Genomic DNA, 23078 nt, shown 5'->3' on the forward strand with positions numbered 1-23078 from the left:
TTCCGCTACTCGCTGTCGCGATCATCCCGAGCGCTACGGGTATCCGGCGTGGCGCGTTCCTTCAGCTCGGCCGCAAGGCGTCGTTGTTCGGCGCCGGAAAGACGTGACGCGGCCAGGATCACGGTGGCAAGCGTGTCGCTATCGGCCAACAAATACGCCAGCGGAACCCCAAGTTCGGAAGCGAGCTTACCGGCCGTAGTGAAGTCAGGTTCGGACGTGCCCAGTTCGTAACGGGCCACCCGGCTGGACACCACTTCTTCGGAAAGGCCGATGCGTCGGCCCAGTTCGCGCTGCGAAATGCCCACGGCCTCTCTCGCCTCGCGAAGGCGCTGGGTGAACTGCTGGCGGAGAGGAGTGGACGACATTCCTGATCGTGCGCGACCTGCAATGGGCTACAGGATGGCGCTCAGTCCAGAAAGCGTCTGCTACATTATATGTATCACTCTATCGCGAGGCGGATTCGTGAAGCAGCCTTTGCAACGCAAGCGAGCCATTCTTCCTGGCAGGGCGCCGCAGTTGTCCTGCCCAGGGTGCGAATACCGCGGCCCCATGGCCGAAACCAAACGGCCGGTGCCCTGGTACATGACCTGGTGCGCGTTCCTGCTTCTTGTTCTGGTCGTAGCGGGCACCGGCTACGCGCTCTGGGGGGTGTTGGGTGCACTGGCGCTGATAGTCCCGATGGCCGTCGCACGCGTCGTCGCCGAGCCGCCCGCTTGTGGCTATCGCCGCTGCCCGCAATGTGGCGTGGATGTGCAATGGTGGTAGGCGGCGGCGCTGCGCCTGTCGCGTCGCCACGCGTTTGCCTAAAGTGTCGGGGAAAACCCTGCAATGGAATGGCCATGCACGTGATGTCTCCCGGCCGCTGCCTGGCGCTGGCACTTTCTGTCGCACTGAGTGCCAGTGCATGTGCGCAGCCATCGTCTGCCGGACAGGAAAGCAATCCCGCCATGACGGGCGCAGCCCGGACCGGCCGTACCCTCAATGGGCACACCTACACCGACGCGCCGGTGGATGTGAAGCTGGGCCCGACCACCTTCCGTTTTCCGGCCAACTATCTGGACAGCCAGATAGCACCATGGCCGGGTGAAGGCGTAACGCTGGTGATCGAATGGCCGGATATGAAACCGACCGCACCCGGGGCGCGCGCCAACCCCAGAACCAATGATTTCCGCAAGGAGATCTCGGTCAGGGTCAACTACGTTGACAAGGCCCCTATCGAGAGCTTGCTGGAGCGCTATGCGTCCAACGAATCGATAACCGAGGCCGGTTCAGTGGAACGGCAGGACCCGCGGGAACGGCTCGAACTGCGGAAGGCGCTGCCCGAGGTGCTGGGGCTGACGCCCTATGCCATCGACGAGTCGAGAATGGTTGAGTACAGCACGCTCTACCAGGCACGCAGTGGAAGCGAACTTGTTCGCAATCCGGCGTTCGAAGGCGAATGGTATGTCGCGCGGCAGGCAGATGGTCGAATCGCCACGTTCATCAAGTGTGATGCAACGGCGCACTTCGATGACGGCGTTCGCGTGGTGGGCGATAGTGTGATCCATGAGCCGGGCGTACGATCTGCGAACTGCGTGCATTACTTTGTCGATCTGGACAACAAGCTGTCAGTCAGATTGGACTACAAACGGGTGTTTCTGAAGGACTGGAAGCGCATGGAACACGCTGTCAGCAGCGCTCTTGCAAGCGCGCCATCCATTCCGTAACCACAGCCTCACGCCGCCTTTGCAAATCCGCGTGCGGTCATTGCTAAGTTCGCTGGGTATCCACGACAGGAAACCTGCAATGACCCGGATGTCCAGAATTGCTCTGCTTGGCCTCTGCCTTTCCCCAACGCTGGCCTTCGCCCAATCCGACCGCCAGGTGGCAGAGGACATGGTCACCCGCGCGGCCAATGTCTGCCCGGGCCACAGTACCGAACGCACATCGCCTACGGTGAAGAAGGTGCCGGTAGGTGCGCTGCGCGTGATGCTGGACCGCGGTCTGGTGATGTGCCCGGACCGCCGGTTGGATGCGTCTGCGCCGGCGGTGTTCTATGGGCGCGTGGGCGTGTTCGGGTGGAACCCGGAAGTGCCGGCCGCTGCGACGGTGGTGGTGGCGAAGATCGACCAGATGACCCGTAAGGATGAGTATCCGGTGGAAACGCTGGTGTGGGATGCCAAGGGCGCGGCGTTGAGCCAGCAGACCGTACCGGCGTTTGAACCGCGGCCGGGTGCGGCGGTGTTGTACAAGGTGCGCTGAGCGTCGCGCCTCGTTGGTAGATGCCCGCCTTGGCGGGCGTTTTGTTCGTCTGCGTGATGATGGAGCGGTGCCCACCAAGGTGGGCACCTGCCGGGCATTACTTCGCGGGGGCGTCTGCCGTCTGCGCCGCCACCATGGCCTGCTGCATTTCCTTCAGCGACAGATAGCCATCGCCATCGGTGTCCAGGCCCGCGAAGTACTTCGCAATCTCCGGCACCACGGCCGCTTCTTCCTTGCTGATCCTGCCGTCCTTGTTCGCATCCATTTCCTTGAATGCAACGTCGATCGAATCGGCCTGCTTGCTGAAGCGCCCCTGCTGGTACTTGGCATATTCGGCTTTGTCGATGCGGCCGTCACCATTGCTGTCCATGGCGGCGAAGGTGGAATCGATATACGTCTGCTTGGGGTCGCTGCCGGCGGCATTGGCCAGCAGCGGGGCGGCGCAGAGGGCAATCAGTAGGGCGGTCTTTTTCATGCGGTGGTTTCCTTGAAGAGGCGGGCAGGTCAGCGGCAGGGGTAGGTGTAGCCGTCCGAGCCGCGGTAGGTGTCGTTGCGGCGGTCGTAGTTGCCGTAGCGGTTCATGCAGTAGTCGGCGCGTTCGCGGTTCTCACGTTCGCGCTTGGCCGCGGCGGCAATCACGCCGGCCACGACGGCCGCGCCCACCACGCCCACCACTACGCCCTTGGCCTTGGCGTCGTCACGGCGGTCGCGCTCACGTTCGCGCTGCCGTTCGCGTTCGCGCCGTTCCCAGTCATCGCGCTGGCGGTCCTGGTAGCCCTGGTCCCAGCCGGAACGGTAGCCATCACGGTGCTGTGCCTGCGCGTTGCCGGCGTAGGGCATCAGCACCAGCAGTTGTACGGCTGCCGCCAGCAGCAATGCTGTGCGTCCTGTCTTCTGAAACATCGTTCCGCTCCTGTGCGGCTGTGTCGGTAGCGGCAGTACAGCGTGCGGACATTGCGCGAACCTGCAGTGGTGCGCGCAGGCTGGGTTGCGTTCAGCGAACCAGCGCCTCCACCGGATCCAGCTGCGCTGCACGCCGCGCAGGCAGGAAGCCAAAGCCAATGCCGATCAGGCTGCTGCAGGCGAACGCGGCCAGGATCGAGGCGGCCGAGAACACCAGGCTGAACCCCACATCGGCCAGGGCCAGCACCGCGCCCAGCGCCAACGCCACGGCAATGCCCAGGATGCCCCCCAGCAGGCAGACCAGTACCGATTCAATCAGGAACTGCTGCAGGATGTCGCTGCGCCGCGCGCCCACCGCCATGCGCACGCCGATTTCGCGGGTACGCTCGGTTACCGACACCAGCATGATGTTCATCACGCCGATGCCACCCACCACCAACGCGATGGCGGCGATGGAGCTGATCATCATGGTCAGGATGCGGGTGGTCTGCTCGATGGACTGCCGGATCTGCGCGTTGTTGCTCATGTAGAAGTCCTGCCGCCCGTGGCGGCGTTCCAGCAGGCGGCGGATGGATGCCTCGGCCGCCTGCATGCCCACCGAATCGGACACGCGCACGGTGATGCTCGAGACATGACTCTGCCCCAGCATGCGTGCCATGGCCGTGGTGTAGGGCGTCCACACGCGCAGCAGTGACGCGTCGCCCGCTGCGCCGGCATCCTTCTTCACTACGCCCACCACGCGCACCGGCACATTGCCCAGCAGCAGGGTCTGCCCGATGGGGTCTTCGTGCGGGGCGAAGAAACGTGCCTGCGTGTTGGCGTCGATTACCGCCACCTGCTGGTGGCCGGTCACGGCGGGCTGGGCGAAGAAGTGACCTTGCCCCAGCTTCAAGCCGTGCACCCGGAAGTACTGCTCGCTTACGCCCTGGATCTGTACGTTGGCCGAGCGGTTGCCGCGCTGTGCGGTGCCGCTGCTGGCCACGCTGGGCGTGGCGCTGTCCACGAAGGGCTGGCCCGCCAGGGCCACGCTGTCACCGGGGGTCAGGGTTTCCACCTGCGCGGCATGCACATCGCCAAAGCCGGAACCCGGGTAGATCTCGATGGTGTTGGTGCCCAGCGAGGCGATGTTGGACAGGATGGCCTGGCGCGCACCAGTGCCCAGCGCCACCACGGAAACCACCGAGGCGATGCCGATGATGATGCCGAGCATGGTCAGGAAGGTGCGCATGCGGTGCGCGTTCATCGCGCGCAGGGCCATGCGGAACGCTTCGGTGAAACGGTCACGCAGTGCCTGCCAACCGCTGCCTTCGCTGTGGGCCCGCAGCCCGGCCGCTGCGGTGGCTGCTGTCTGTGCAGCCGCGGCGGCCGTGGGGCGGTCATCGACAATGCGGCCATCGCGGATTTCGATGATGCGCTGTGCGTGCTCGGCCACGGCCATGTCATGGGTAACCAGCACCACGGTGTGGCCCTCGGCATGCAGCTCGCCCAGGATCTTCATTACTTCCTTGCCGGAATGGGTATCCAGCGCGCCCGTGGGTTCGTCGGCGAAGATCACCGCGCCGCCGTTCATCAGGGCGCGGGCAATCGATACGCGCTGCTGCTGGCCGCCGGACAGCTCACCGGGCAGGTGCTCCATGCGTTCGCCCAGGCCCAGGCGCTGCAGCAGGGCCTGGGCACGCGCATGCCGCTCGGCCGCCGGTTGCCCGGCATAGATGGCCGGCACTTCCACGTTGCCCAGTGCGCTCAGGTCGGTCAGCAGGTGGTAGCGCTGGAAGATGAAGCCGAAGTGCTCCCGGCGCAGCTCGGCCAGTTCGTCCGGTGACATGCGTGCGGTTTCGCGCCCGGCGATCTGGTAGGTGCCGGCCGAAGGCCGGTCCAGGCAACCGAGGATGTTCATCAGGGTGGATTTGCCCGAACCGGACTGGCCGACGATGGCCACCAGTTCGCCGGCATGGATATCCAGGTCGATGCCATCGAGCACCACCAGGGTCTGCTCGCCAGCGGCGAATTCGCGGCGGATGCCACGTACGCGCAGCAGCGGTTCGTCCATTGCGGCAGCGGTCATGGCTGCGCGGCGGCGCCGCTGGCGGTCGCGTCCCCGGTCTGCGCCAGTACCACCTGTTCGCCTTCCTTCAGGCCGCTGCGCACTTCCACGTTGATCTGGTCGTCCAGCCCGGTGGTGATGCGCCGTGCGACCGGCAGGCCCTGGGCACCGCGCACCTGCACGCTGTAGCTGCCATCGGCGCTGCGTGCGCCCAGTGCGGCCGAGGGAATGGTCAGCACGCCCTTGGCCCGGCCCAGCACGATGCGCACCTGTGCGGTCATGTAGCTGCGCAGGCGGCCATCGGCGTTGTCCACGTCGAACTGGCCGTTGTAGTACATGGCCGTGCGGCTGCCGCCTGCCGATGCGCGCGGGGCGGGGAAGGCGGAGGTGTCTTCATTGGTGATGGATTCCGGCGCCGGCGCGATGTCACGCAGGGTGCTGCTATAGCGGCGGCCGCTGTCGCCCAGGATGGTGAAGAAGGCTTCCTGGCCCAGCGCGGTGTGGACCACGTCGGCCTCGGAAATTTCGGCATAGACGGTCATCACGTCCTGGTTGCCCAGCATCACGATGGTAGGGGCGCTCTGCACGGCGTTGACGGTCTGGCCCTGGCGGGCGACCACGGCCAGCACGGTGCCGTTGGTGGGCGCGGTGATGCGGGTGTAGCCCAGGTTGGTCTGCGCCACGTCCACATCGGTCTGCCGCTGCACCACTTCGCCATCCAGCGCGGCGATCTGTTCGGTGGTGGCATCCACCTTGGCCTTGGCGGCATCGTAGTCGGCGCGGGCGACCAGCTGGCGGGCCACCAGCGCCTGCTGGCGCTGCAGGGTCAGGCGGTACTGGCGCAGGTCGGTGGCCAGGGCATCGCGGTTTGCGCGGGCACTGCGCTGGGCGGCCTGCGCGCTCTGCAGTGCATTGCGCTGGGTGCGCGAATCGATCTCGGCAATCAGGTCGCCGGCCTTCACCTTGTCGCCCAGCTTCACGTGCAGGGTTTCGATGCGGCCCGATACCTGCGCGCCCACGCTTACCAGCTGCGAGGGTTTCAAGGTGCCGGTGGCTTCCACCACCTGTTCAATGTCGCCGCGCTGCACGGGCGCCAGATCCAGTTCGGGCGGTGCGGCGGGCATCAGCCAGAGGGCGGCCAGGGCCAGGGCACACAGCGCGGCGGCGGCGAGCCAAAGACGGCGGCGGTTGCGGGGGGCGGCGCTCACGGGCGCGGCGTCCGTGCGGTACGGAACATCGGGAATTCCTTGCGGGAAAGACGGGGGCGCCTGCGTACGCAGACCGGCAGGCTCCGTCGAGTCTCGATGCGCTGGATTGCGCCAACCTTGCGTGGCGGCGGTCAGCGACCCGCGCTGGCCAGCGCCGCCACGGCCACGGTGGCGCACAGGCTGGCAACCACCAGCAGGGTATGGCGCAGAATGTTGCCGTCGTCCGTGCCGCCACGCATCTGCACTGCCGTGCTGCCCGCCAGGCACAGCGCGGCAAGCAGCACGCTGGCCAGTACCGGCCATGGCAGCGGCAGTGCGTGCAGGACCAGCACCATCAACAGCAGAGCAGCCGCTGCCACCTGCAGCGGCCGGCGCCAGCGGCGCTGGGTCGGCCGCAGGGTGGTGATGATGGCCGCCAGCACCGCCACGGCTGCGGCGCACAGCAGGGTGTTGGCCAGCACACTGGCGCGCAGGGCCAGCGGCAACAGCGCGCTGCAGGCCAGCAGGCCGGGGGCGTGATCATCCAGCGTGTGCCGCCAGCCAGGCGCTGTGTCCGGGCGTGCCAGCAACCACGCCGACTGCGCGTGCAGCAGGCCGTGCACGCTTGCCAGCAGCAGCGCAGCAGAGGCCACGGCGATGCCATCGTGGCTGGCGGCGAACAGCACCAGCGCCAGGCCGGGCAGGGCCATGAACAGCGCGCCGAACAGGCGCGTCAGCACCGCGGGGCGCGCGGGCTCGGGCAGCGTGCGCAGCCAATGCGGCCAGTGCGCCAGGCCACGCAGACCGCGCGATGCGGGGCGTCGGTTCCAGGCCGCAGCGGTGAGCGTGGATGCTGCGGGGGCGGCGTCGGAATGCGGGGTGGCGCTGGGCCGCGGCGGCGGGGCTGCCTGGTGCATGGGGGTCCTGTCAGTACGGAACAACGGCGCGCGCACGCGCCCTGCGCCCGACACTGGCGGACCAACATTGCCGCAACCTTGTCACCGCACGCGGCGGTGCAGGTGCAGACAGGTGGGAGTCACTCTGCCGGCACGTTGGCGCCGGGGTGCATCGGGAATTCAACGCGGATCAATGCGCCGCCGCCGGCCGCATCCAGAATGGTGACGCGGCCGCCGTGGCGGTCCATCACCTGGCGCACCAGGTTCAGGCCCAGGCCGGCACCGGTCTGCCGTGGGCGCAGCCGCTGGAAGGGCTCGAACACGCGTTCGCGCTCTTCCACGGGAATGCCCGGGCCGTCGTCCTCCACTTCCAGGCAGCTGCCCTGCACGCGCACCACCACGTTGCGGCCCCCATGTTCGGCGGCATTCAACACCAGGTTGGAAATCACCCGTTCAATCGCGCCGGCTTCGCCCAACACCGGGTAATGCGTTTCCACCGCCACCGATACCGTGCGCTGGGACTGGATCATCAGCGGCGCCAGGTCGGCCACCACGCGCTTGGCCACGCGTGCCAGGTGCAGGGTTTCCCTGGGGCCGTCATCATCCATGCGGTGCAGGTCCAGCAGCTGCTCGGCCAGGGTGGCCAGGCGCGCCACTTCCAGCCCCAGGCTGTGCGAGGTGGCATCGTCGGCGGCATCCAGCTTCACCCGCAGGATGGCGATGGGCGTGCGCAGTTCGTGCGCGGCGGCGGCGATGAAGCGACGCTGGCGCTCGTGCCCTTCGTCCAGCCGTTCCAGCGCATCGTTCACGGCATTGACCAGCGGCGCGATCTCCACCGGCACGGCGGTGGCGGTCAGGCGGATGCCGCGGCGGCTGGCGGAAATGTTCTTTGCCTCGGCGGCAATGCGCTCCACGCCGGCCAAGGCCCGGCGCACGATGATCGGCGTGAGCACGATGGTCACCAGTGCCAGCAGCAGGAAGATCGGCACGGTGATGATGTGTGCGGCCAAGGCCATCTGCCAGGTGAGCGTATCCACTTCGCCGTGGGCCATTACGGTCAGCTTGCCTGCCGGCCCGGTGTGCTGGCGCACCACCACGGCCAGGCCGTCGCCACGCTCGCGGCCGCGCAGGTCGCCATAGGGAATGCCGTCCAGCAGCCCCACCAGCGATGCGTAGGCCGGCGGAACATGGCCGAAGGTCACATGGCGGCCGTGGTCGTCCTCGGCGATGAACCAGGCACCCGGCGAGGTCTGCAGCGCTTCGGTCAGGTCCGGCGTCTGCTGCACGAACAGGTTGCCGTCGGCATCGCGGTGCACCGCATCGGCAGCCACTTCGGCAAAGGTCTGGATGGTGTAATAGCCGCCGCTGTCGGCGCGCACCAGCACCATCAGCAGGGTGAAAAAGGCCACCAGCAAGGCCAGCAGATGGAAGATGAGCGGCTTGACGATCAGCGGCCATTTCAACGATGTACGCCGCGCCACTATCGGGTCTCCCGCATCAGGTAGCCCACGCCGCGGATGGCATGGATTTCCACGCCGGCATCGGCCTCGGCCAGCTTGCGGCGCAGGCGCGAAACATGCGAATCGAGGGTGTTGGAATGAACGCCGTCGTCGAAGCCGTACACCGCCATTTCGATGGATTCACGCAGCACCGTGCGGCCGGCCCGGCGGGCCAGCGCGGCCAGTACGCGGATCTCGCGACGCGGCAGGTCCAGGCGCGCACCGCCCACGCGGGTTTCACCCGATACCGGGTCGAAGCTCAGGCGGCCGATGGTCACCGTTTCGGCGTTCAGGCCGCTGGGGCGTCGGCCGACTGCGCGGATGCGCGCGAACAGTTCTTCCAGGGCAAAGGGCTTGGCCAGGTAATCGTCGGCGCCTTCATCCAGGCCGGCAACGCGGTCGGGCAGCTGGCCCAGCGCGCTCAGCACGATCACCGGCACGCCGGGGTTGTGTTGGCGCAGCAGGGCGATCAGGGTCAGGCCGTCACCGTCGGGCAGGGTGCGGTCCAGCAGCACCAGGTCGTGCAGCCCGCACAGCGCGGCCTCGCGCGCCATGGCCACGGTGCCGGCCAGGTCCACCACATGCAGTTCGCGCTGCAGCGCCCCCTTCAGGGTGGCAGCCAGTTCGGCTTCGTCTTCGATCAGCAGGATATGCATCGGGTTGCTGCAGGGCGCGGGGCGGATGGCAAAGGCGGTGCCGCACCGTATTACAGGAACATTGCGTGAACATGGCGTGGCCCGCAGCCCTGGCGCGGCAGCGCGGCCGGGTCGGTGTAGGGCGTACCGGCCAGCGCCACCAGCACGGCCGTGCAGCCGCGCACCAGGGTCTGCACCATCGCCTCGCGCGGGTCGCTGCCCTGGTGGTGGCTGCGCAGGCCCTGCTGGTAGGCGGACACCATCATCGCCATCAGCAGCGCGGCCCCCAGCTGGGCGTCGGCATCGTCTGCGGGGCGCCCTGCAGCGGCGGCCATGAGTTCGGCCAGATCGCCGGTCAGCTGGGCCTGCAGGCGCCGTGCATGGGCGACCAGCACCGGGCTGTCGCCCACCGTGGACCAGAACGCGGCGGCACCGGCATGGATGCGCAGCAGCGGGTGGCCGGCCGCCAGCAGTTCGTGCACCAGGGCGTGGAAGGCGGCCAGCGGGGTCAGGCCGGGGCGGGCAGCCATGCCTTCACGCAGCAGCTGGCGGGCTTCCTCGTCGCGGTCGAAGACCAGGTCTTCCTTGCTGGCGAAGTAGTTGAAGACCGTCTTGCGCGACACGCCGGCCGCTTCGGCGATCTCGGACATGGACACAGCCTCGAAACCGCGCTGGATGATCAACCCGGTCGCGACATCGGAAATGGCCTGGCGGGTCTCGGCCTTGCGCTGCTCGCGGCGGCCTGGGGAGGGGCTCATCGGCGGTTCACATCTGGAAACGTACACCGAGTGTAACATTGTGCACTTCAGAGCGCCGGCCCGGTGCTCACCGGGAAATCCAATGCTGTACGACGTCGTCATTGCCGGGGCCGGCCCGGTGGGCCTGTTCCTGGCCGCCGAACTGGCCCAAGGCGAGGCGCAGGTGCTGGTGCTTGAGCAGGCCGCCAACCCCGATTCGCCCTTCAAGTGCCTGCCGTTCGGCCTGCGCGGTTTGAACGCGCCCTCGCTGGCGGCGCTGGACCGTCGCGGCCTGCTGCAGGCGTTTGAGGCCAGGCAGGTGCGCAAGCCCGGAAAGGGCGAGCCACCGCCGCCGGGTACCGCCCACTGGCTGGCGCAGCCACGGGCCCTGGGGGGCCATTTCGCGGGCATTCCCTTCGCGCTGGACCGTGTGGACAGCGATCGCTGGCCGTACCGGCTGCCGACACCGGCAGGCATGCAGATGGCCGTGGACATGCAGGCGCTGGAAACCGTGCTGGCCGACCGCGCGCAGGCGCTGGGGGTACAGATCCTGCGCGGCGTGGCGGTGGAAGCCATCGATCCCGCGCCGGACAAGGTGACCGTGGTGGCCGCAGGCCAGCCGTTCGCCGGCCGTTGGCTGGTGGGCTGCGATGGCGGCCGCAGCGTGGTGCGCAAGCGTGGTGGCTTCACCTTTGCCGGCACCGATGCGGAATTCACCGGGCATTCGCTGCTGGTCAGCCTGCAGGACCCCAACGTGCTCACGCCTGGGCGGCAGTACACCGGGCAGGGCATGTGCAACTTCAACCCGCCGGGCACGGTGGCCCTGGCGGATTTCGATGGCGGTGCCGGCCATCGCCACGCGCTCGACCGCGAGGGCGCGCAGGCGCTGTTGCAACGCGTGTCCGGCCGCGATGCGGTCATCAACGAACTGCATCTGGCCACCACCTGGACCGATGCCGCGCGCCAGGCCACCGCTTACCGCAACGGCCGTGTGCTGCTGGCCGGTGATGCCGCACATGTGCACTCGCCGCTGGGCGGGCAGGGGCTGAACCTGGGGCTGGGCGATGCGATGAACCTGGGCTGGAAGCTGGCGGCGGTGCTGCGCGGCGAAGCAGGCGACGCGCTGCTGGACAGCTACCACGCCGAACGCCACCCGATCGGCGCGAAGGTACTGGAGTGGTCGCGCGCGCAGGTGGCCTTGATGCGCCCCGGCACAGGCGCGCGCGCCTTGGCGGCGGTGATGGCCGATCTGGCCGACACCCCCGATGGGGCCACCTATCTGGCCGAACGGGTCTGGGGACTGTGGCAGCAGCTGGACCTGGGCGGGACCCACCCGCTGGTTGGCCGCAGCGTGCCCGATTTCGTGTCGGCGCAGGGCGAGCGCATGGGCGAACACCTGCGCGAAGGGCGCGGCGTATTCCAGGTATTCACGGCAGCCCCGGGCCTGGCAGACGCGCTGCAGGCCTGGCGGCCGCGCATCCGCTGCATCCAGCAACCGGTGGTGGACGCGCTGGGCCTGGCGGCCGTGCTGGTACGCCCCGACGGGGTGGTGGCGTGGGCGAGTGATCGTGCGGACGATACGGACGGGTTGGCGGCTGCCGCCACGCGCTGGTTCGGGCCGGCGGGGTAACCAGGCGAAATGGACTGTGCTCAGGCGTGTGCGGACGCACTCCAGTCACCCTGGCCTGCTTCGTTGATCACCTGTGCAAGCTGCTTGAGCGAATAGGGTTTGCGGAGCAGGGTAAAGCCGTGGCCCGGATCGCGGGCCAGCAGATCGCTGTAGCCACTGGTCAGGATGATCGGAAGCCAAGGGAAGCGTTGCCGTACGGTCTGTGCCAGTTCCAGCCCGTTGATACCGGGCATCACGACGTCGGTAAACACCACCTGGAATCGTCGCGCGTCCTGCTCAAGCTCCGCCAGCGCCTCGTTGGCATCGCGCGCCAGCACCACGCCGTAGTCCAGCTCGCGCAGCGCGCCCACTGCGAACTGGGCGACATCGATGTTGTCCTCGACCACAAGCACACACAGGCCGCGCCCCTTCACCAGCCCTTCGTGCTGGGGCGGACGCGTTGCGCATTCTCGCGACTGGCTCAGTGGCAGGTACAGAGTAAAGCAGGTGCCTGCACCTGGGCGGCTGTCCACGTCCACCTCACCTTCGGATTGCTTGACGAAGCCGAAAACCTGGCTGAGCCCCAATCCGGTTCCCGCGCCCACGGCCTTGGTGGTGAAAAAGGGTTCAAAGATGCGATCCAGCACCGCTGCGTCAATGCCGGCGCCATTGTCGGTAACGCTGATGGCGGCGAAGTCGCCTTTCAGCGGTGCGGCAAAGCGCACGGAGGGAACCGATGTCACCCGCTGTACCGCGATGGCTACCGTGCCGTGGCCTGCGATGGCATCGCGTGCGTTCACCACGATGTTGATGAGCGCGGTGTCGAGCTGGCTGCGGTCAAGCAGCACCTGCAGAGGTGTGTCGGGCAGCGTGACCGATACCAGGATGCGGGCACCGAGCACCGTGGTGATGATGTCCGACAGCGCACGCATGCTTTCGCACAGATCGAAAACTTCCGGCGACAGGCTCTGCCGGCGCGAGAAGGCAAGCAGCTGCGCCGTCAGCCGCGTGGCCCGTTCGGCGGCTGCACCAATGGACTGCACGTACTTGCGGCCGGGATCGTCGGCGGGAGAAGTATGCAGCAGCATGTCTGCCGAGCCGGTAATGACCTGCAGCAGGTTGTTGAAATCGTGCGCGACGCCTCCGGTCAACTGGCCGATGGCTTCCAGCTTCTGTGCCTGGCGCAGCTGTTCGCGGGCCCGCACCAGCTCCAGGTGGGCTTCCCGTGCCTCCTGGGTGATGGCCGCGACCTGGCGGCTGTGCAGGTTGCGTTCGATCACCCGCTCGGTCTGCTCGCTGACAACGCAGAGCAGGCCGGCCACTGTGCCATTGGCCATTCGCAGGGGGGAATACGAAAATGTCCAGAACGTCTCCTTCATGGCGCCGTCGCGATCCATCATCAGCGGCAGGTTCTTGAAGCTTCGGCTGCTGCCGGCAAAGGCATCGGCAATGGCATGCCGCACGTCTTCCCAGACATCCGACCAGACCGTATCCAGCCGGCTGCCCATTGCCCCGTGCAGCTTGGCCCCCAGCATGGGCAGATAGGCATCGTTGAAGAAGAACGTCATCTCCTCCACGCCCCACGCGATCCACAGTGGCTCCGGCGAATCGAGGATCATCGACAGAACGGTGCGCAATTCGACAGGCGCGCTGGCGGCGGCGGTCGAGCGCGCCCAGTCACAGTCCTGCAGAAGGCGGTAGGCCAGCTGCTCTGGCGAGGAAACCGGAAGGGGAAAGGCGTGCATGGCCACTCAGGGCTGGAAAGTGCAGCAGGGTAGCTGATCGGGCGTGTAGTGGTTCTGCACGCCAGCGCGGTTCAGATCCGCAGGGTGAGCACCGTCCCCTGGCGATCGGAACTGGTGACCGCCAGCGTTCCGCCGTGCGCCTTGGCGATCTGCGAGGCGATGTAGAGACCCAGGCCGAGGCCAGAATCGAGCCGGCGCTCCTGAGGGCGCGAGAATGGCTCGAAAAGCCGATCCAGCTGGGCTGCAGGGATGACCCCCTGGTTGGCGACGCTGATCTGGATGCCATCTCCCTGGCTGCGGCCTTGCACCTGGATCGGTTGACCCGGGGCGCCATGGATGGCGGCGTTGATCACCAGATTGGCCAGCAGCTGGCACAACCGTGCGGCGTCGCATCGGAACGTCCGCGGCAGTTGCAGGTCCACCTCGCAGCTGCGCTGCGGATAGGGGCGCATCGCTTCGCGGCAGGCCATGGCCAGAATCCCAGACAGGTCCGACCAGGATTCCAGCTTCAGGGCAATACCGGTGCCGAGCCGCCCACGTGCGAAATCCAGGGTGACATCAATCAGTTCGGCGATGCGGTCGGAGCTGTCGTTGATATGGCCCAGTACCCTCTGCTGCGACGCGGTAAGTTCACCCATCGACAGCAGATCAACACCGGCGCGTATTGCCTGCACGGGGTTGCGCAGGTCGTGCGCCAGCACCCCGATGAATTCCTCGCGCTGCTTGGCGACCTGCAGCAACTCGGTATTGGAGTGTTCGTACTCGGCCAAGCGCCGGCCGACCGAATCGCCCTGCTGCTTCAACCCATCGATGGTGCGGCTGTCGGCGTCGTGGCTGAGAATGCCGTCGATCTGTGCTGCGACCAGTGCCGAGAGGGCGTTCATGGACTTCACCTGCTGTTCGTCCACGGCCTTTGGCTCGGGATCCAGCGTGCACAGGGTGCCGAAGATGGAGCCGTCGTTGAGCACCAGCGGAACCGAAACATAGCTGCGGAAGCCATACATGTCCGGCACCGGGCTGTGCCGGAACAGCGGGTGGATACGCGCATCGCCAAACCATACCGGGGCACGCGATGCGCGGACGTCCTTGCAGAAAGTACGGTTGATATCCAGGATCATGCCGCTGGAAATCCCAAGGCCTGCACTGTCGATACTCTGGATCGAGCGCCACGAGGTGTCGGTCACCTCGCCCACCAGCGCCACGCGCATGCCGGTCAGTGCACATGCCAGGTCCAGCGATGGCCGGAAATCGATTCGTGTGGGCATGGCAGCTGTTCCAGGCAGCGCGGTGGGCGACAGGAGTATAGCGGCCACAATCGCTGTTTCATCCACCCTTCGCGGCCGCGTGCCGACAATGCACGCCCTTCCTGACCCGCAAGGCTTGCCGTGATCCGCAGTACGCTTCTCCAGACCTTCTTCGCATCCTGCCACGCGGACGCACGCCTGCTGCGGACCCGGTTCGGTGCCAAGGAGATTTTCGTGGGCTGCTGCGCGGCGGGTGTCGAGCAGGGGCGCCCTGTATTCGACAGCGCGGGTGAACAGATGCTGGATGCGCTGCTCGAACGCGCCGAGCAGGTGAAAGTGGTGGTGCTGGGCACTGCACTCGAATGCCCGATACGTTTCCACCAGGAACTGCAGCGGGTGCCCTTCGGCACCGCGTTGTGCTTTGTATTTGCCGATCCCGCGTTGCTGGAACAGGTCCTGCCGCTGCTGCGCCCGGAATACACCGGCGGCGTGCTGGAGCGTTGCGGATCCCTCGAAGGCGTCGGCGTGGCCGAACTGCTGGCCGCCCGCGCCGCGTAGCGCCAGTGCCGCCGGCGCTACGCCGCCGGGGCAGGGCGGCAGACGGGTCAGCTTGGCTGTCGCCGCAGCCGATCAGGCCCGTAGCGTTCACTGAATGCTTCAGCCGTCAGTGGCCGGGCCAGTGCGAACCCTTGGATTTCATCACAGCCCAGCGCCTGCAGAAGGGCGATCTGCTCTGTGGTCTCGGCCCCTTCGGCCACTGCGCTGTACCCCAGGCGCTGGGCCAAGGCGATGATGGATTCCACCTTCAACGCCGCGCGCGGGTCCTGGCACAGCCGGTCGATCACGGTCTTGTCCAGCTTGAGGGTGCTGATGGGCAATTCGGTCAAGTAGCCGAAGTTGCTGTAGCCACTGCCGAAATCATCCACGGCGATACGCAGGCCAGCGGCGGCCATCTGTCGCACCTGCTCCCCGGCAGGTGAGTCCACGCGCAGCCACTGGCTTTCGGTGATCTCCACCTCGACATCCGCACAGGACAGTCCCCTGCGCTCGATGGCGCGTACCAGGCGGAGCGCTGCATCTTCCTGTGCCATGTCCGGGGCTGAGTAGTTGATCGACAGCAACAGGTCGATTCCTGCATGGCGCCAGGCGACCAGCTGGTCCAATGCGTTTTCGACCACCCAGCGGGTAATGCCGGGCATCACCGCCGTGCGCTCGAATACCGGAATGAACTCCGCCGGGCTCACCATTCCCAGTTGCGGATGGTTCCAGCGGATGAGGACCTCGGCGGCGACCGGTTGCAGATCCGTGGCCCGGAACCGCGGCTGGTACACCAGATGGAACTGCTGCTCCTGCAGCGCCTTGTTTGCATCGGCAGCCAACCGGTAACCGCGCTGCGTGCGCGCATCCCGCGTTTCCGAGTACCAGCGGAATGGCGACCGGCTGTTGATGGCCGCATTCAGTCCCACCAGCATGCGACGGATGATCTCGTCGGCATTGTGCTGGCCCAGGGTGACACCGCAGATGCCGGCATGGAAGGAGGGCGCCATCGGCACCTGCGCGGCCATCATGGGGCGGGTCAGTCTTGCCTGCAGTTCGCCAGCCAGATCTTCCACGGCCTTGGACGAGGACAGCTCAACCAGGAAGGCAAACCGTGCCACCCCTACGTGATAGACCTGGGCCATGCCGTCCAGCGCCACCCGCAGGCGCACACCGATACGGCGGATCAGGGTTTCCAGCGGCGCCATGCCCAATACCTGGCCGGCCTCGGTGGACGTGGTCGCGTCGAAGACGTCAATCAGCATTGCATGCAGAAAAGTGTCGGGCGCATGCTCGGCCTGGGCAGCAATATCGAGGGCGAACTGGTGGCGGTCCGGCATTCCACTGACGGGATCGCGGCGCCCGGTGAGGCAACGCAGCTCCAGTTCATTCATTGCAGCATTGGCCAGTGTCTGCAGCTGGCGGCGCTGCGCTTCGGAAAACTGCCTGGGCACGTCATCCATGATGCAGAACGCACCGATGGCCACGCCGTTGCGGGTTACCAGAGGAGTGCCTGCATAGAAGCGCAGCTGGGCCTCCCCCGTTACCAAGGGGTTGCTGGCGTGGCGCGGATGGGCACGCAGGTCGTCGATGACCATCGTTTCGGCAGAACCGATCGCGGATGCGCAGATGGAATCGCGCATTGGCGTCTGTGTGGTCTGCAGGCCCCTTCGCGCAACCAGTCGCTGGCGATCCACCTCAAGCAGGGAAATGAAGGCCACTGGCACGTTGAAGGCGTGCGTGGCCAGTTCGGTGAGGCTGTCCAGGGCCGCACCGGAGACCTCGCCCAAGGCATTGAGCCCGGCCAGGGCGGACATCCGTTCTTGTTCTGGGGAAGGCATCGGTACCAAATCAACGCGTGGGGAGCGGCAAGGCAGAGTGACCTCTGCAGCGCGACTACAATGTCGCGCTGCAGGTGTCGAAGGGAAGGGCAGCTTCAGTGGTCGGCTGAACGCTTCAGGGCCCAAGCATCATGGTAGGGCGGGCCGGATGCGCGCTACGTGATCGCCCCGGCACGTCACGCGTGTCAGGCAGCACGCTTGAGCGCGCGGCCCGCCGTCTGCCCGATGACCCGGAACACGGCCGTTGCCTGGTCCAGATCCTTGGCCTGGTCGGCCATTGCACGTGCAGCGGCGCTGGCTTCTTCCACCAGCGCGGCGTTCTGCTGGGTGGCCTCGTCCATCTGCGCGATGGTCTGGTTCACCTGCTCGATGCCTGCCGCCTGCTCGACGCTGGCCTGGGCGATCTGCTGCACCAGGTGCCCGGTCTGCCCGGCGGCTTCGGTCAGCTGCCCAAGCGCGGCCTCGGTCTGGCGGGCAATGCTGATGCCTGCCTCGACCCGGCCGGTGGATTCGTCGATCAATGTCTTGATCTCCTTGGCCGATGCCGCCGCACGCTGGGCAAGGGTGCGCACCTCGCTGGCGACCACGGCGAAGCCGCGGCCCTGTTCGCCCGCGCGGGCCGCCTCGACCGCTGCATTGAGGGCCAGGATGTTGGTCTGGAATGCGATGCCGTCGATCAGGCTGACCATCTCGCCAATGCGCAGCGAAGAGGCGTTGATCTGTCCCATCACGCGCACCACGTCCTGCACCGCGTGGGCGGTCTGCTGCAGGGCCTGGCCGGCGCTGCGCGAGGCCGTATCGGCGTGCTGCGCAAACTCGGCATTCTGGCGGACGGTGGAGGTCAGTTCTTCCATCGACGCAGCGGTTTCTTCCAGGTTGGCGGCCTGGCTTTCGGTGCGCCGCGAGAGGTCGGCATTGCCTGCGGCAATCTCATCGGACGCGCTGGCGATCGAACCGGAAGCCTGCTGGATGCGGCGGATGATGCCTGCGAGGTTGTCTGCCGTGCGGTTGGTGTCGCGCTGCATGGATGCAAACACGCCCTGGAAGTCGCCGTCGATGCGGCGGGTCAGGTCGCCCTCGGCCATCGCACCCAGCACCTTGGACAACGCGCTGAGGCTGCCGTCAGCCGTGGCCATCAGGCGGTTTAGGTCTTCAATCATGCAGCGGAAATCGTGGCGATAGGCTGCGGCATCACCCCGCGCGCTGAAATCACCGGCCGCGGCGGCCGATGCCAGGCGCTGGATGTCCTGGTTGATGGCGTGCAGGCTCGCCTTGGCGGCGTCCATCGATTCATGCAGGATCGCGCGGCTGCCCGGCAGACGCCGTGCGTCGCGGCTCAGGTCGCCCTGCGCATACTGGTTCAATACTTCGATGGCGTCGACAATGGCGTCCAGGTGTTCAAACACCATGGTGTTCATGCCCTGCGCCAGTTCGCCGTAGACACCGGGGAAATCCACCGGCATGCGGTGGCTGATGTCCTCGGCGGCATGCTTTCCGATCATCAACTGGGTCTGCTGGGAGAAGCGCTGCAGCAGGCCGACCATGCCGTCGGTGGCGCGCAGCATCTGGCCCACTTCGTCAGGACTGTCGTCCTGGTGGCGGATGCTGAGGTCGCCACGGGTGACCGCATTGATCGATGCCTGCACCTGGGCCAACGGCCGGGTCAGGCTGCGCGAGATCATCCATGCCGCCACGATTCCCAGGCCAAGGCTGATGACGCCGAACAGGCTGAGCAGTGCGGTAGTCCTCGCCGCCAACGCCTGCATGTCCCGCGCCGCCTCATCCACCAGTTTCTGCTGCAGGTCGGCGAACTCGGCCAGTGCCGCATTCCACTCCGCAGCGGCGGGGCCGGCGCGGGTCAGCAGCTGGGTGCTGGCGCCATCGAAATCGCCGGCCAGCATGGCAGCATCCAGAACGCGGTTCAGGGCAACGGTCGCCTGCTGCTTTTCCGCAACCTTGCGCCGCATGGTTTCGGCCAAAGGACTGGTTGCAGGGCGTTCGGTGAAATGCGTCCAGATCTGGTCGTAGCGGGACGACATCGCATCCACTTTGGCCATGTCTTCGGCCAGGCCTTGGCCACGCTTGATCAGCATGTCACGGCGCAGAAGCAGCAGTTCCTTGTTGATGATCAGCATGTCGTACAGCTCGCCCATGCGGGTCACGCGCACATTCACCGCGTTGTCGAACTGTTGGCGCTGCTGGTAGTTGCTGTGCAGGGCGATCGCAAGAATGGTGGCGATCAACAGGAGCAGGATGGAAAACCCCGCAGTGAGGCGGGTGCCCACCTTGAAACGGCGCAGCGTGTTCATTTTGTGAAATCCGGTAGTCGTTGTAGGCCCGACTGCCGGGCGTGTCTGCACAGGAGAGAGTCCCGGCAAGCAGTAAAACGATAGCGGCGGCGCAGGCTGAAGCTTTAGCGCCGGCGACAGGATTTTTTTATCGAGGGCGCCTGCAGGTCAGGCGATGCAGAGCAGGAACACGGCTGACAGTGCGAGCATCAGCACGAACACCCGCCGGCTGAGGGCCAGGCAGGCAAGGCCCGCGGCCAACGCCCAGGCGCCCAGCAGGACACAGGCCAGCAACCACAGCCCCATGCCCATCAGCGAGCCGGATACCAGGCCGGACAGCGCCAGTGCCTTGAACAGGCCCACGCCCAGCACGCTGCCCAGCATTCCGGCCTGCAGGGCAACGGCATCATGGCGGGCAGGGGCAGGGCGGTGATGCATGGGCTGCACTGTGCAGCAAGCCACATCCACGCCATGTGTTTTTTACGGTTCAGCGGGAGGGCGACGAAGGGGGCAGAGCCCTTGCCTTTGGCAAAGGATCCGACCCCACACCCGTCGCTCATGCATCGTCGTCCAGCGCATCCCCATCCCAATCAGGCGGCGCGTCGTCAACGTGCAGCACATCGGGGTCGGCCGGTTCGAGCAGGGTGTAGTCATCGCGTCGGGCATCGCGGATTCCCAACCCCACGTAATACGCTTCCAGTGGCGGGGTGCTGGCACGCCGTTTCAGCTGCGCCGGCGTAGCCAGGGCGCCACTGAGCCACGCCGCGGCGGCCGCAGGCTCGAGGAACACCGGGCCATCGGGCGACAGCGGTGCGGGAATGGACGGGTTGGCATCGGTCAGCACCGAGAACGTGTCCCGCTGCTGCCCGTCCTCATGCTGCCAGTGTTCCCACAGACCGGCCGCCAGCAGGGCCAGGCCGTCCTGGCGTTGCACGAACATGGGCCACGGCGGGCGGCGCTGGCGGTCCCATTTAAAGTAACCGGTCATCGGCACCACGCAGCGGCGCTTCTTCCACGCATCGGCGAAGATGCGGCTGCCTGCGGCGCGCTCCAGCCGGGCGGTGACCGTGGTGTAGGGCGTGGTGGGCTGCTTGGACCAGCGTGGCAGCAGGCCCCATTGCATTTCCGCCACCACCGAGCCGTTCGGCGTCTCGTCCGCCCCGGACGCCCAGACCCATGCAGGGCCGTCCTTGCCGATGTTGTAGCGGGCCTCGCCACCAAGCAGCGCTGCCGATACCTCGGCCGGCAGTGCGTCAGGAAAGCTGTCGGTGCTGGCGAAGGCCTGGACGAAACGACGCATGCCTGCGTTCCTGCTGCGTCAGCGCGGCGCGTGCGCCTGCAGTACCTCGCGCCCGCGCGGGGTCAGGTCGATGTCGGCATCCTCGGCCTGCACGGCCAAGCCGGCGTTGACGGCCCAGGTCGCGTCGTCGGCCTTCACCGGCTGTGCATCGGCAATGGCGCGCAGGATCCGGAGCTGCCCGTCGCTGAGGGGCGCGTACGTGCTCATACGCCCAGCACGCCAGGCAGCTGCCACTCGGCCACGCGCGCATTGCTTACCGCCTGGTGGCAGCCGCAGTCATCGCAGCGGAACAGGGTGCCACCGGGAAGATGCAGCAGGTTGCCCTCGGTGGACGATGTCGTGGCATCGCAGTGCTTGCAGGTCACCGTCAGCGAGGTAATGCGTTCGACGCCGCCGGCCATGTTGAAGATGGCCTCGAAAGCACGGATGGCGAAGTGACCGGTGTCCGACATGGGAAAGGGGCTGCCAGGAAGAAGGTGCATTCATCGTCACACTTTCCCCTGTGACGGCACCGTCAGCCCGATGCGGCGGCCAGGTCAAATCCATCAGCGGGCCAGACCCCTTGCCAGCGGCAAGGGGGCCAACCCCGGGGCTCAGGCAGTCTTGCGCCGGCGGTCCACCCACACTGACACGCCCCACAGCAGCAGGCCGCCGATGGCGGTGGCCGCACCGACATAGCCGGTAGTGGCCGGGCTGAAGCCGGCGCTGATGGCCATGCCGCCCAGCCACGGGCCCAGTGCGTTGGCGGTATTGAAGGCGGCGTGGTTGGATGCGGCCGCCAGGGTCTGCGCTTCGCCGGCCACGTCCATCAGGCGGGTCTGCAGCACGGCCGCCAGGGCACCCATGGTGCCCACGGTGATGATCATCGGGCCGATGGTCCACACCGACTGCGCGGCAAGCGGGTACAGCAGCAACATCACGATGGACCACACCAGCACCACGGCAGCGGCCTTGAAGTGGAACTTGTCCACCAGCCAGCCACCGGCAATGTTGCCGATGATGGCGCCGATGCCGAACACGCCCACCGCCAGCGGCATCCACGATTCGGCCACGCCGGTCACCTGCACCAGGGTGGGTGCCAGGTAGGTGAACACACAGAACATGCCGGCGAAGCCGACCGCGCCGATGGCCAGCGCCAGCCACACCTGGGTGGTGTTGAAGGCGCGCAGTTCGCGCATGGGCGAGGTGCGCACCTCGTCCGGGTCGGGCAGCAGGAAGCGGGCGATCATCGCCACCGTGGCGATGGCCAGCACGCTGACCAGGGCGAAGGCGGTACGCCAGCTCAGCTGCTGGCCCAGCCAGGTGGTGAGCGGGTTGCCGATCAGGATCGCAATGGACAGGCCCAGCAGCACGCGCGACATCGCCTGGCCGCGCTGGCCGGCCGGGCTGATTGCCGCGGCCACCAGCATGGCGACACCGAAGTAGGCGCCATGCGGCAGGCCGGCCACGAAGCGGGCGATCAGCATGGTGCCGTAGTTGGGCGCCAGGGCGCTGGCCAGGTTGCCCACGGCATAGAAGCCCATCAGGGCCAGCAGCAGCTTGCGGCGCGGGAACGATGCGCCGACGAAGGCCAGGATCGGGGCGCCGACCACCACGCCGATGGCGTAGGCGCTGATCAGGTGGCCGACCTGGGTTTCGCTGATCGACAGGCCGCGGCTGATCTCCAGCATCAGGCCCATGCTGGCGAATTCACTGGTGCCGATGGCGAAGCCACCCAGCGACAGGGCAAGGATGATCAACGTGCGCTGGCGGGGCGTCAGCCGCGCGGCCAGGGAGGAATTGGGGCTCATGCGGGGGGCGGGCAGGGGCGGGGAAGCCGCCCATTGTACTGCTGCAGCGCAGCAGGCCGCAGCCGTCGCCAGGGTAAATCAGTGTTCGATGGATGGGACCGCTGCGGCCGGCGCCTGGCCCAGCAGGGCCAGTGCGTGCTGGTATTTGGACCGCAGCCGCGCTGCGGTTGCCGCGTCCAGCGCCGCCAGACGGGCCTCATTGGCGTTGTCGGCAATATCGGCCAGCTTCACCTTCAGTGCCAGCGGGTTGGCCGCGATGCGCGCGTAATAGGTGTCTGCATCGGGCGCGGTGTTGCGGCTCAGCAGCAGCACGGCCTCGCGTAGCGGCGCGGGGAAGTCCTCCACCCGGGCGGCGAACCCGGCGCAGTCCTCCACCACGTCATGCAGCCAGGCCACCACTTCGGCATCGGCATCGCCGCTGACGCGCGCGGCCACGCGACCAACATGGCCAATGTAGGGATGCCCAGCCTTGTCGAACTGCCCGGTGTGGGCGTCAGTTGCCAGGGCGCGTGCGCGTGCGATCCAGTCCATTGCCGTCTCCGTGGCGTCAGCGTGTATTGTCCTATGGGTCGCGTGCATGCC

At 67.0% G+C, this 23078-nt stretch carries 24 protein-coding genes; 5 read left to right on the plus strand and 19 right to left on the minus strand.

Annotation, left to right across the window (positions count from 1 at the left end):
* Nucleotides 1–5: 5 nt before the first annotated feature.
* Nucleotides 6–365 carry a helix-turn-helix domain-containing protein gene (locus ACM2ZB_RS01810; RefSeq protein ID WP_416057195.1) on the minus strand — a complete coding sequence of 120 codons (360 nt, stop codon included), beginning with the start codon at nucleotides 363–365 and terminating at the stop codon, nucleotides 6–8.
* Between the two features lie 184 nt (nucleotides 366–549).
* Here ACM2ZB_RS01810 and ACM2ZB_RS01815 point away from each other — a divergent pair, with 184 nt between their 5' ends.
* The 3 genes from ACM2ZB_RS01815 to ACM2ZB_RS01825 all read left to right on the plus strand — a co-directional run bounded on the left by ACM2ZB_RS01815 (nucleotide 550) and on the right by ACM2ZB_RS01825 (nucleotide 2241).
* Complete coding sequence (locus tag ACM2ZB_RS01815) at nucleotides 550–765, plus strand: hypothetical protein (protein WP_416057196.1); 216 nt, start codon at nucleotides 550–552, stop codon at nucleotides 763–765.
* Nucleotides 766–839: 74 nt separating this feature from the next.
* Entirely contained in the window at nucleotides 840–1706 is an 867-nt protein-coding gene (locus ACM2ZB_RS01820) for a hypothetical protein (protein ID WP_416057197.1), read from the plus strand.
* A 79-nt stretch (nucleotides 1707–1785) separates the two neighbouring features.
* On the plus strand, nucleotides 1786–2241 hold the full coding sequence (locus tag ACM2ZB_RS01825) for a hypothetical protein (protein ID WP_416057198.1): 456 nt from the start codon (nucleotides 1786–1788) through the stop codon (nucleotides 2239–2241).
* Between the two features lie 97 nt (nucleotides 2242–2338).
* Here the strand turns inward: ACM2ZB_RS01825 and ACM2ZB_RS01830 are convergent, their stop codons facing one another.
* From ACM2ZB_RS01830 to ACM2ZB_RS01865, 8 genes are all read right to left on the minus strand, one after another.
* Nucleotides 2339–2716 carry an EF-hand domain-containing protein gene (locus tag ACM2ZB_RS01830; RefSeq protein WP_416057199.1) on the minus strand — a complete coding sequence of 126 codons (378 nt, stop codon included), beginning with the start codon at nucleotides 2714–2716 and terminating at the stop codon, nucleotides 2339–2341.
* A 29-nt stretch (nucleotides 2717–2745) separates the two neighbouring features.
* Complete coding sequence (locus ACM2ZB_RS01835) at nucleotides 2746–3144, minus strand: hypothetical protein (RefSeq protein WP_416057200.1); 399 nt, start codon at nucleotides 3142–3144, stop codon at nucleotides 2746–2748.
* A 91-nt stretch (nucleotides 3145–3235) separates the two neighbouring features.
* Nucleotides 3236–5194, minus strand: a complete 1959-nt coding sequence (locus ACM2ZB_RS01840) for a MacB family efflux pump subunit (RefSeq protein WP_416058602.1) — start codon at nucleotides 5192–5194, stop codon at nucleotides 3236–3238.
* A gap of 11 nt (nucleotides 5195–5205) precedes the next feature.
* Nucleotides 5206–6396 (minus strand): efflux RND transporter periplasmic adaptor subunit, encoded by a 1191-nt coding sequence (locus ACM2ZB_RS01845; protein ID WP_416057201.1) that lies wholly within the window; start codon nucleotides 6394–6396, stop codon nucleotides 5206–5208.
* A 131-nt stretch (nucleotides 6397–6527) separates the two neighbouring features.
* On the minus strand, nucleotides 6528–7292 hold the full coding sequence (locus ACM2ZB_RS01850) for a hypothetical protein (RefSeq protein WP_416057202.1): 765 nt from the start codon (nucleotides 7290–7292) through the stop codon (nucleotides 6528–6530).
* Nucleotides 7293–7411: 119 nt separating this feature from the next.
* On the minus strand, nucleotides 7412–8752 hold the full coding sequence (locus ACM2ZB_RS01855) for a sensor histidine kinase (protein WP_416057203.1): 1341 nt from the start codon (nucleotides 8750–8752) through the stop codon (nucleotides 7412–7414).
* A complete protein-coding gene (locus ACM2ZB_RS01860) occupies nucleotides 8752–9426 on the minus strand; it encodes a response regulator transcription factor (RefSeq protein WP_313437268.1) in 675 nt (224 codons plus the stop codon). The genes ACM2ZB_RS01855 and ACM2ZB_RS01860 overlap by 1 nt, the downstream gene beginning before the upstream one ends.
* Nucleotides 9427–9476: 50 nt before the next feature.
* Nucleotides 9477–10163 carry a TetR/AcrR family transcriptional regulator gene (locus ACM2ZB_RS01865; RefSeq protein ID WP_416057204.1) on the minus strand — a complete coding sequence of 229 codons (687 nt, stop codon included), beginning with the start codon at nucleotides 10161–10163 and terminating at the stop codon, nucleotides 9477–9479.
* 82 nt (nucleotides 10164–10245) lie between these two features.
* Here ACM2ZB_RS01865 and ACM2ZB_RS01870 point away from each other — a divergent pair, with 82 nt between their 5' ends.
* Nucleotides 10246–11772 (plus strand): FAD-dependent monooxygenase, encoded by a 1527-nt coding sequence (locus ACM2ZB_RS01870; RefSeq protein WP_416057205.1) that lies wholly within the window; start codon nucleotides 10246–10248, stop codon nucleotides 11770–11772.
* Nucleotides 11773–11792: 20 nt separating this feature from the next.
* Here ACM2ZB_RS01870 and ACM2ZB_RS01875 read toward each other — a convergent pair whose 3' ends face one another.
* Both ACM2ZB_RS01875 and ACM2ZB_RS01880 read right to left on the minus strand, forming a co-directional pair.
* Nucleotides 11793–13496 (minus strand): ATP-binding protein, encoded by a 1704-nt coding sequence (locus ACM2ZB_RS01875; protein ID WP_416057206.1) that lies wholly within the window; start codon nucleotides 13494–13496, stop codon nucleotides 11793–11795.
* A gap of 71 nt (nucleotides 13497–13567) precedes the next feature.
* Nucleotides 13568–14704, minus strand: a complete 1137-nt coding sequence (locus ACM2ZB_RS01880) for an ATP-binding protein (protein ID WP_416057207.1) — start codon at nucleotides 14702–14704, stop codon at nucleotides 13568–13570.
* 177 nt (nucleotides 14705–14881) lie between these two features.
* On the opposite strand from ACM2ZB_RS01880, the gene ACM2ZB_RS01885 reads away from it, so the two are divergent.
* Complete coding sequence (locus tag ACM2ZB_RS01885) at nucleotides 14882–15298, plus strand: hypothetical protein (RefSeq protein ID WP_416057208.1); 417 nt, start codon at nucleotides 14882–14884, stop codon at nucleotides 15296–15298.
* A 47-nt stretch (nucleotides 15299–15345) separates the two neighbouring features.
* Here ACM2ZB_RS01885 and ACM2ZB_RS01890 read toward each other — a convergent pair whose 3' ends face one another.
* From ACM2ZB_RS01890 to ACM2ZB_RS01925, 8 genes are all read right to left on the minus strand, one after another.
* A complete protein-coding gene (locus ACM2ZB_RS01890) occupies nucleotides 15346–17094 on the minus strand; it encodes an EAL domain-containing protein (protein ID WP_416057209.1) in 1749 nt (582 codons plus the stop codon).
* Nucleotides 17095–17303: 209 nt separating this feature from the next.
* Nucleotides 17304–19427: a methyl-accepting chemotaxis protein gene (locus tag ACM2ZB_RS01895; RefSeq protein ID WP_416057210.1), complete on the minus strand. Its 2124-nt coding sequence runs from the start codon at nucleotides 19425–19427 to the stop codon at nucleotides 17304–17306.
* A gap of 147 nt (nucleotides 19428–19574) precedes the next feature.
* A complete protein-coding gene (locus ACM2ZB_RS01900; protein ID WP_313437247.1) occupies nucleotides 19575–19844 on the minus strand; it encodes a hypothetical protein in 270 nt (89 codons plus the stop codon).
* A 118-nt stretch (nucleotides 19845–19962) separates the two neighbouring features.
* Nucleotides 19963–20706 carry an SOS response-associated peptidase gene (locus ACM2ZB_RS01905; RefSeq protein ID WP_416057211.1) on the minus strand — a complete coding sequence of 248 codons (744 nt, stop codon included), beginning with the start codon at nucleotides 20704–20706 and terminating at the stop codon, nucleotides 19963–19965.
* Nucleotides 20707–20724: 18 nt separating this feature from the next.
* Nucleotides 20725–20913, minus strand: a complete 189-nt coding sequence (locus tag ACM2ZB_RS01910) for a hypothetical protein (RefSeq protein WP_313437241.1) — start codon at nucleotides 20911–20913, stop codon at nucleotides 20725–20727.
* Nucleotides 20910–21158 (minus strand): hypothetical protein, encoded by a 249-nt coding sequence (locus ACM2ZB_RS01915; RefSeq protein ID WP_416057212.1) that lies wholly within the window; start codon nucleotides 21156–21158, stop codon nucleotides 20910–20912. The genes ACM2ZB_RS01910 and ACM2ZB_RS01915 overlap by 4 nt, the downstream gene beginning before the upstream one ends.
* A 141-nt stretch (nucleotides 21159–21299) precedes the next feature.
* Nucleotides 21300–22496, minus strand: coding sequence for an MFS transporter (locus ACM2ZB_RS01920; RefSeq protein WP_416057213.1), 1197 nt, complete (start codon nucleotides 22494–22496; stop codon nucleotides 21300–21302).
* A gap of 78 nt (nucleotides 22497–22574) precedes the next feature.
* Complete coding sequence (locus ACM2ZB_RS01925; protein WP_416057214.1) at nucleotides 22575–23027, minus strand: phosphohydrolase; 453 nt, start codon at nucleotides 23025–23027, stop codon at nucleotides 22575–22577.
* Nucleotides 23028–23078: the final 51 nt, after the last annotated feature.

The organism is Stenotrophomonas maltophilia (genome assembly GCF_047782825.1).
In the GTDB taxonomy this organism is placed as follows: domain Bacteria; phylum Pseudomonadota; class Gammaproteobacteria; order Xanthomonadales; family Xanthomonadaceae; genus Stenotrophomonas.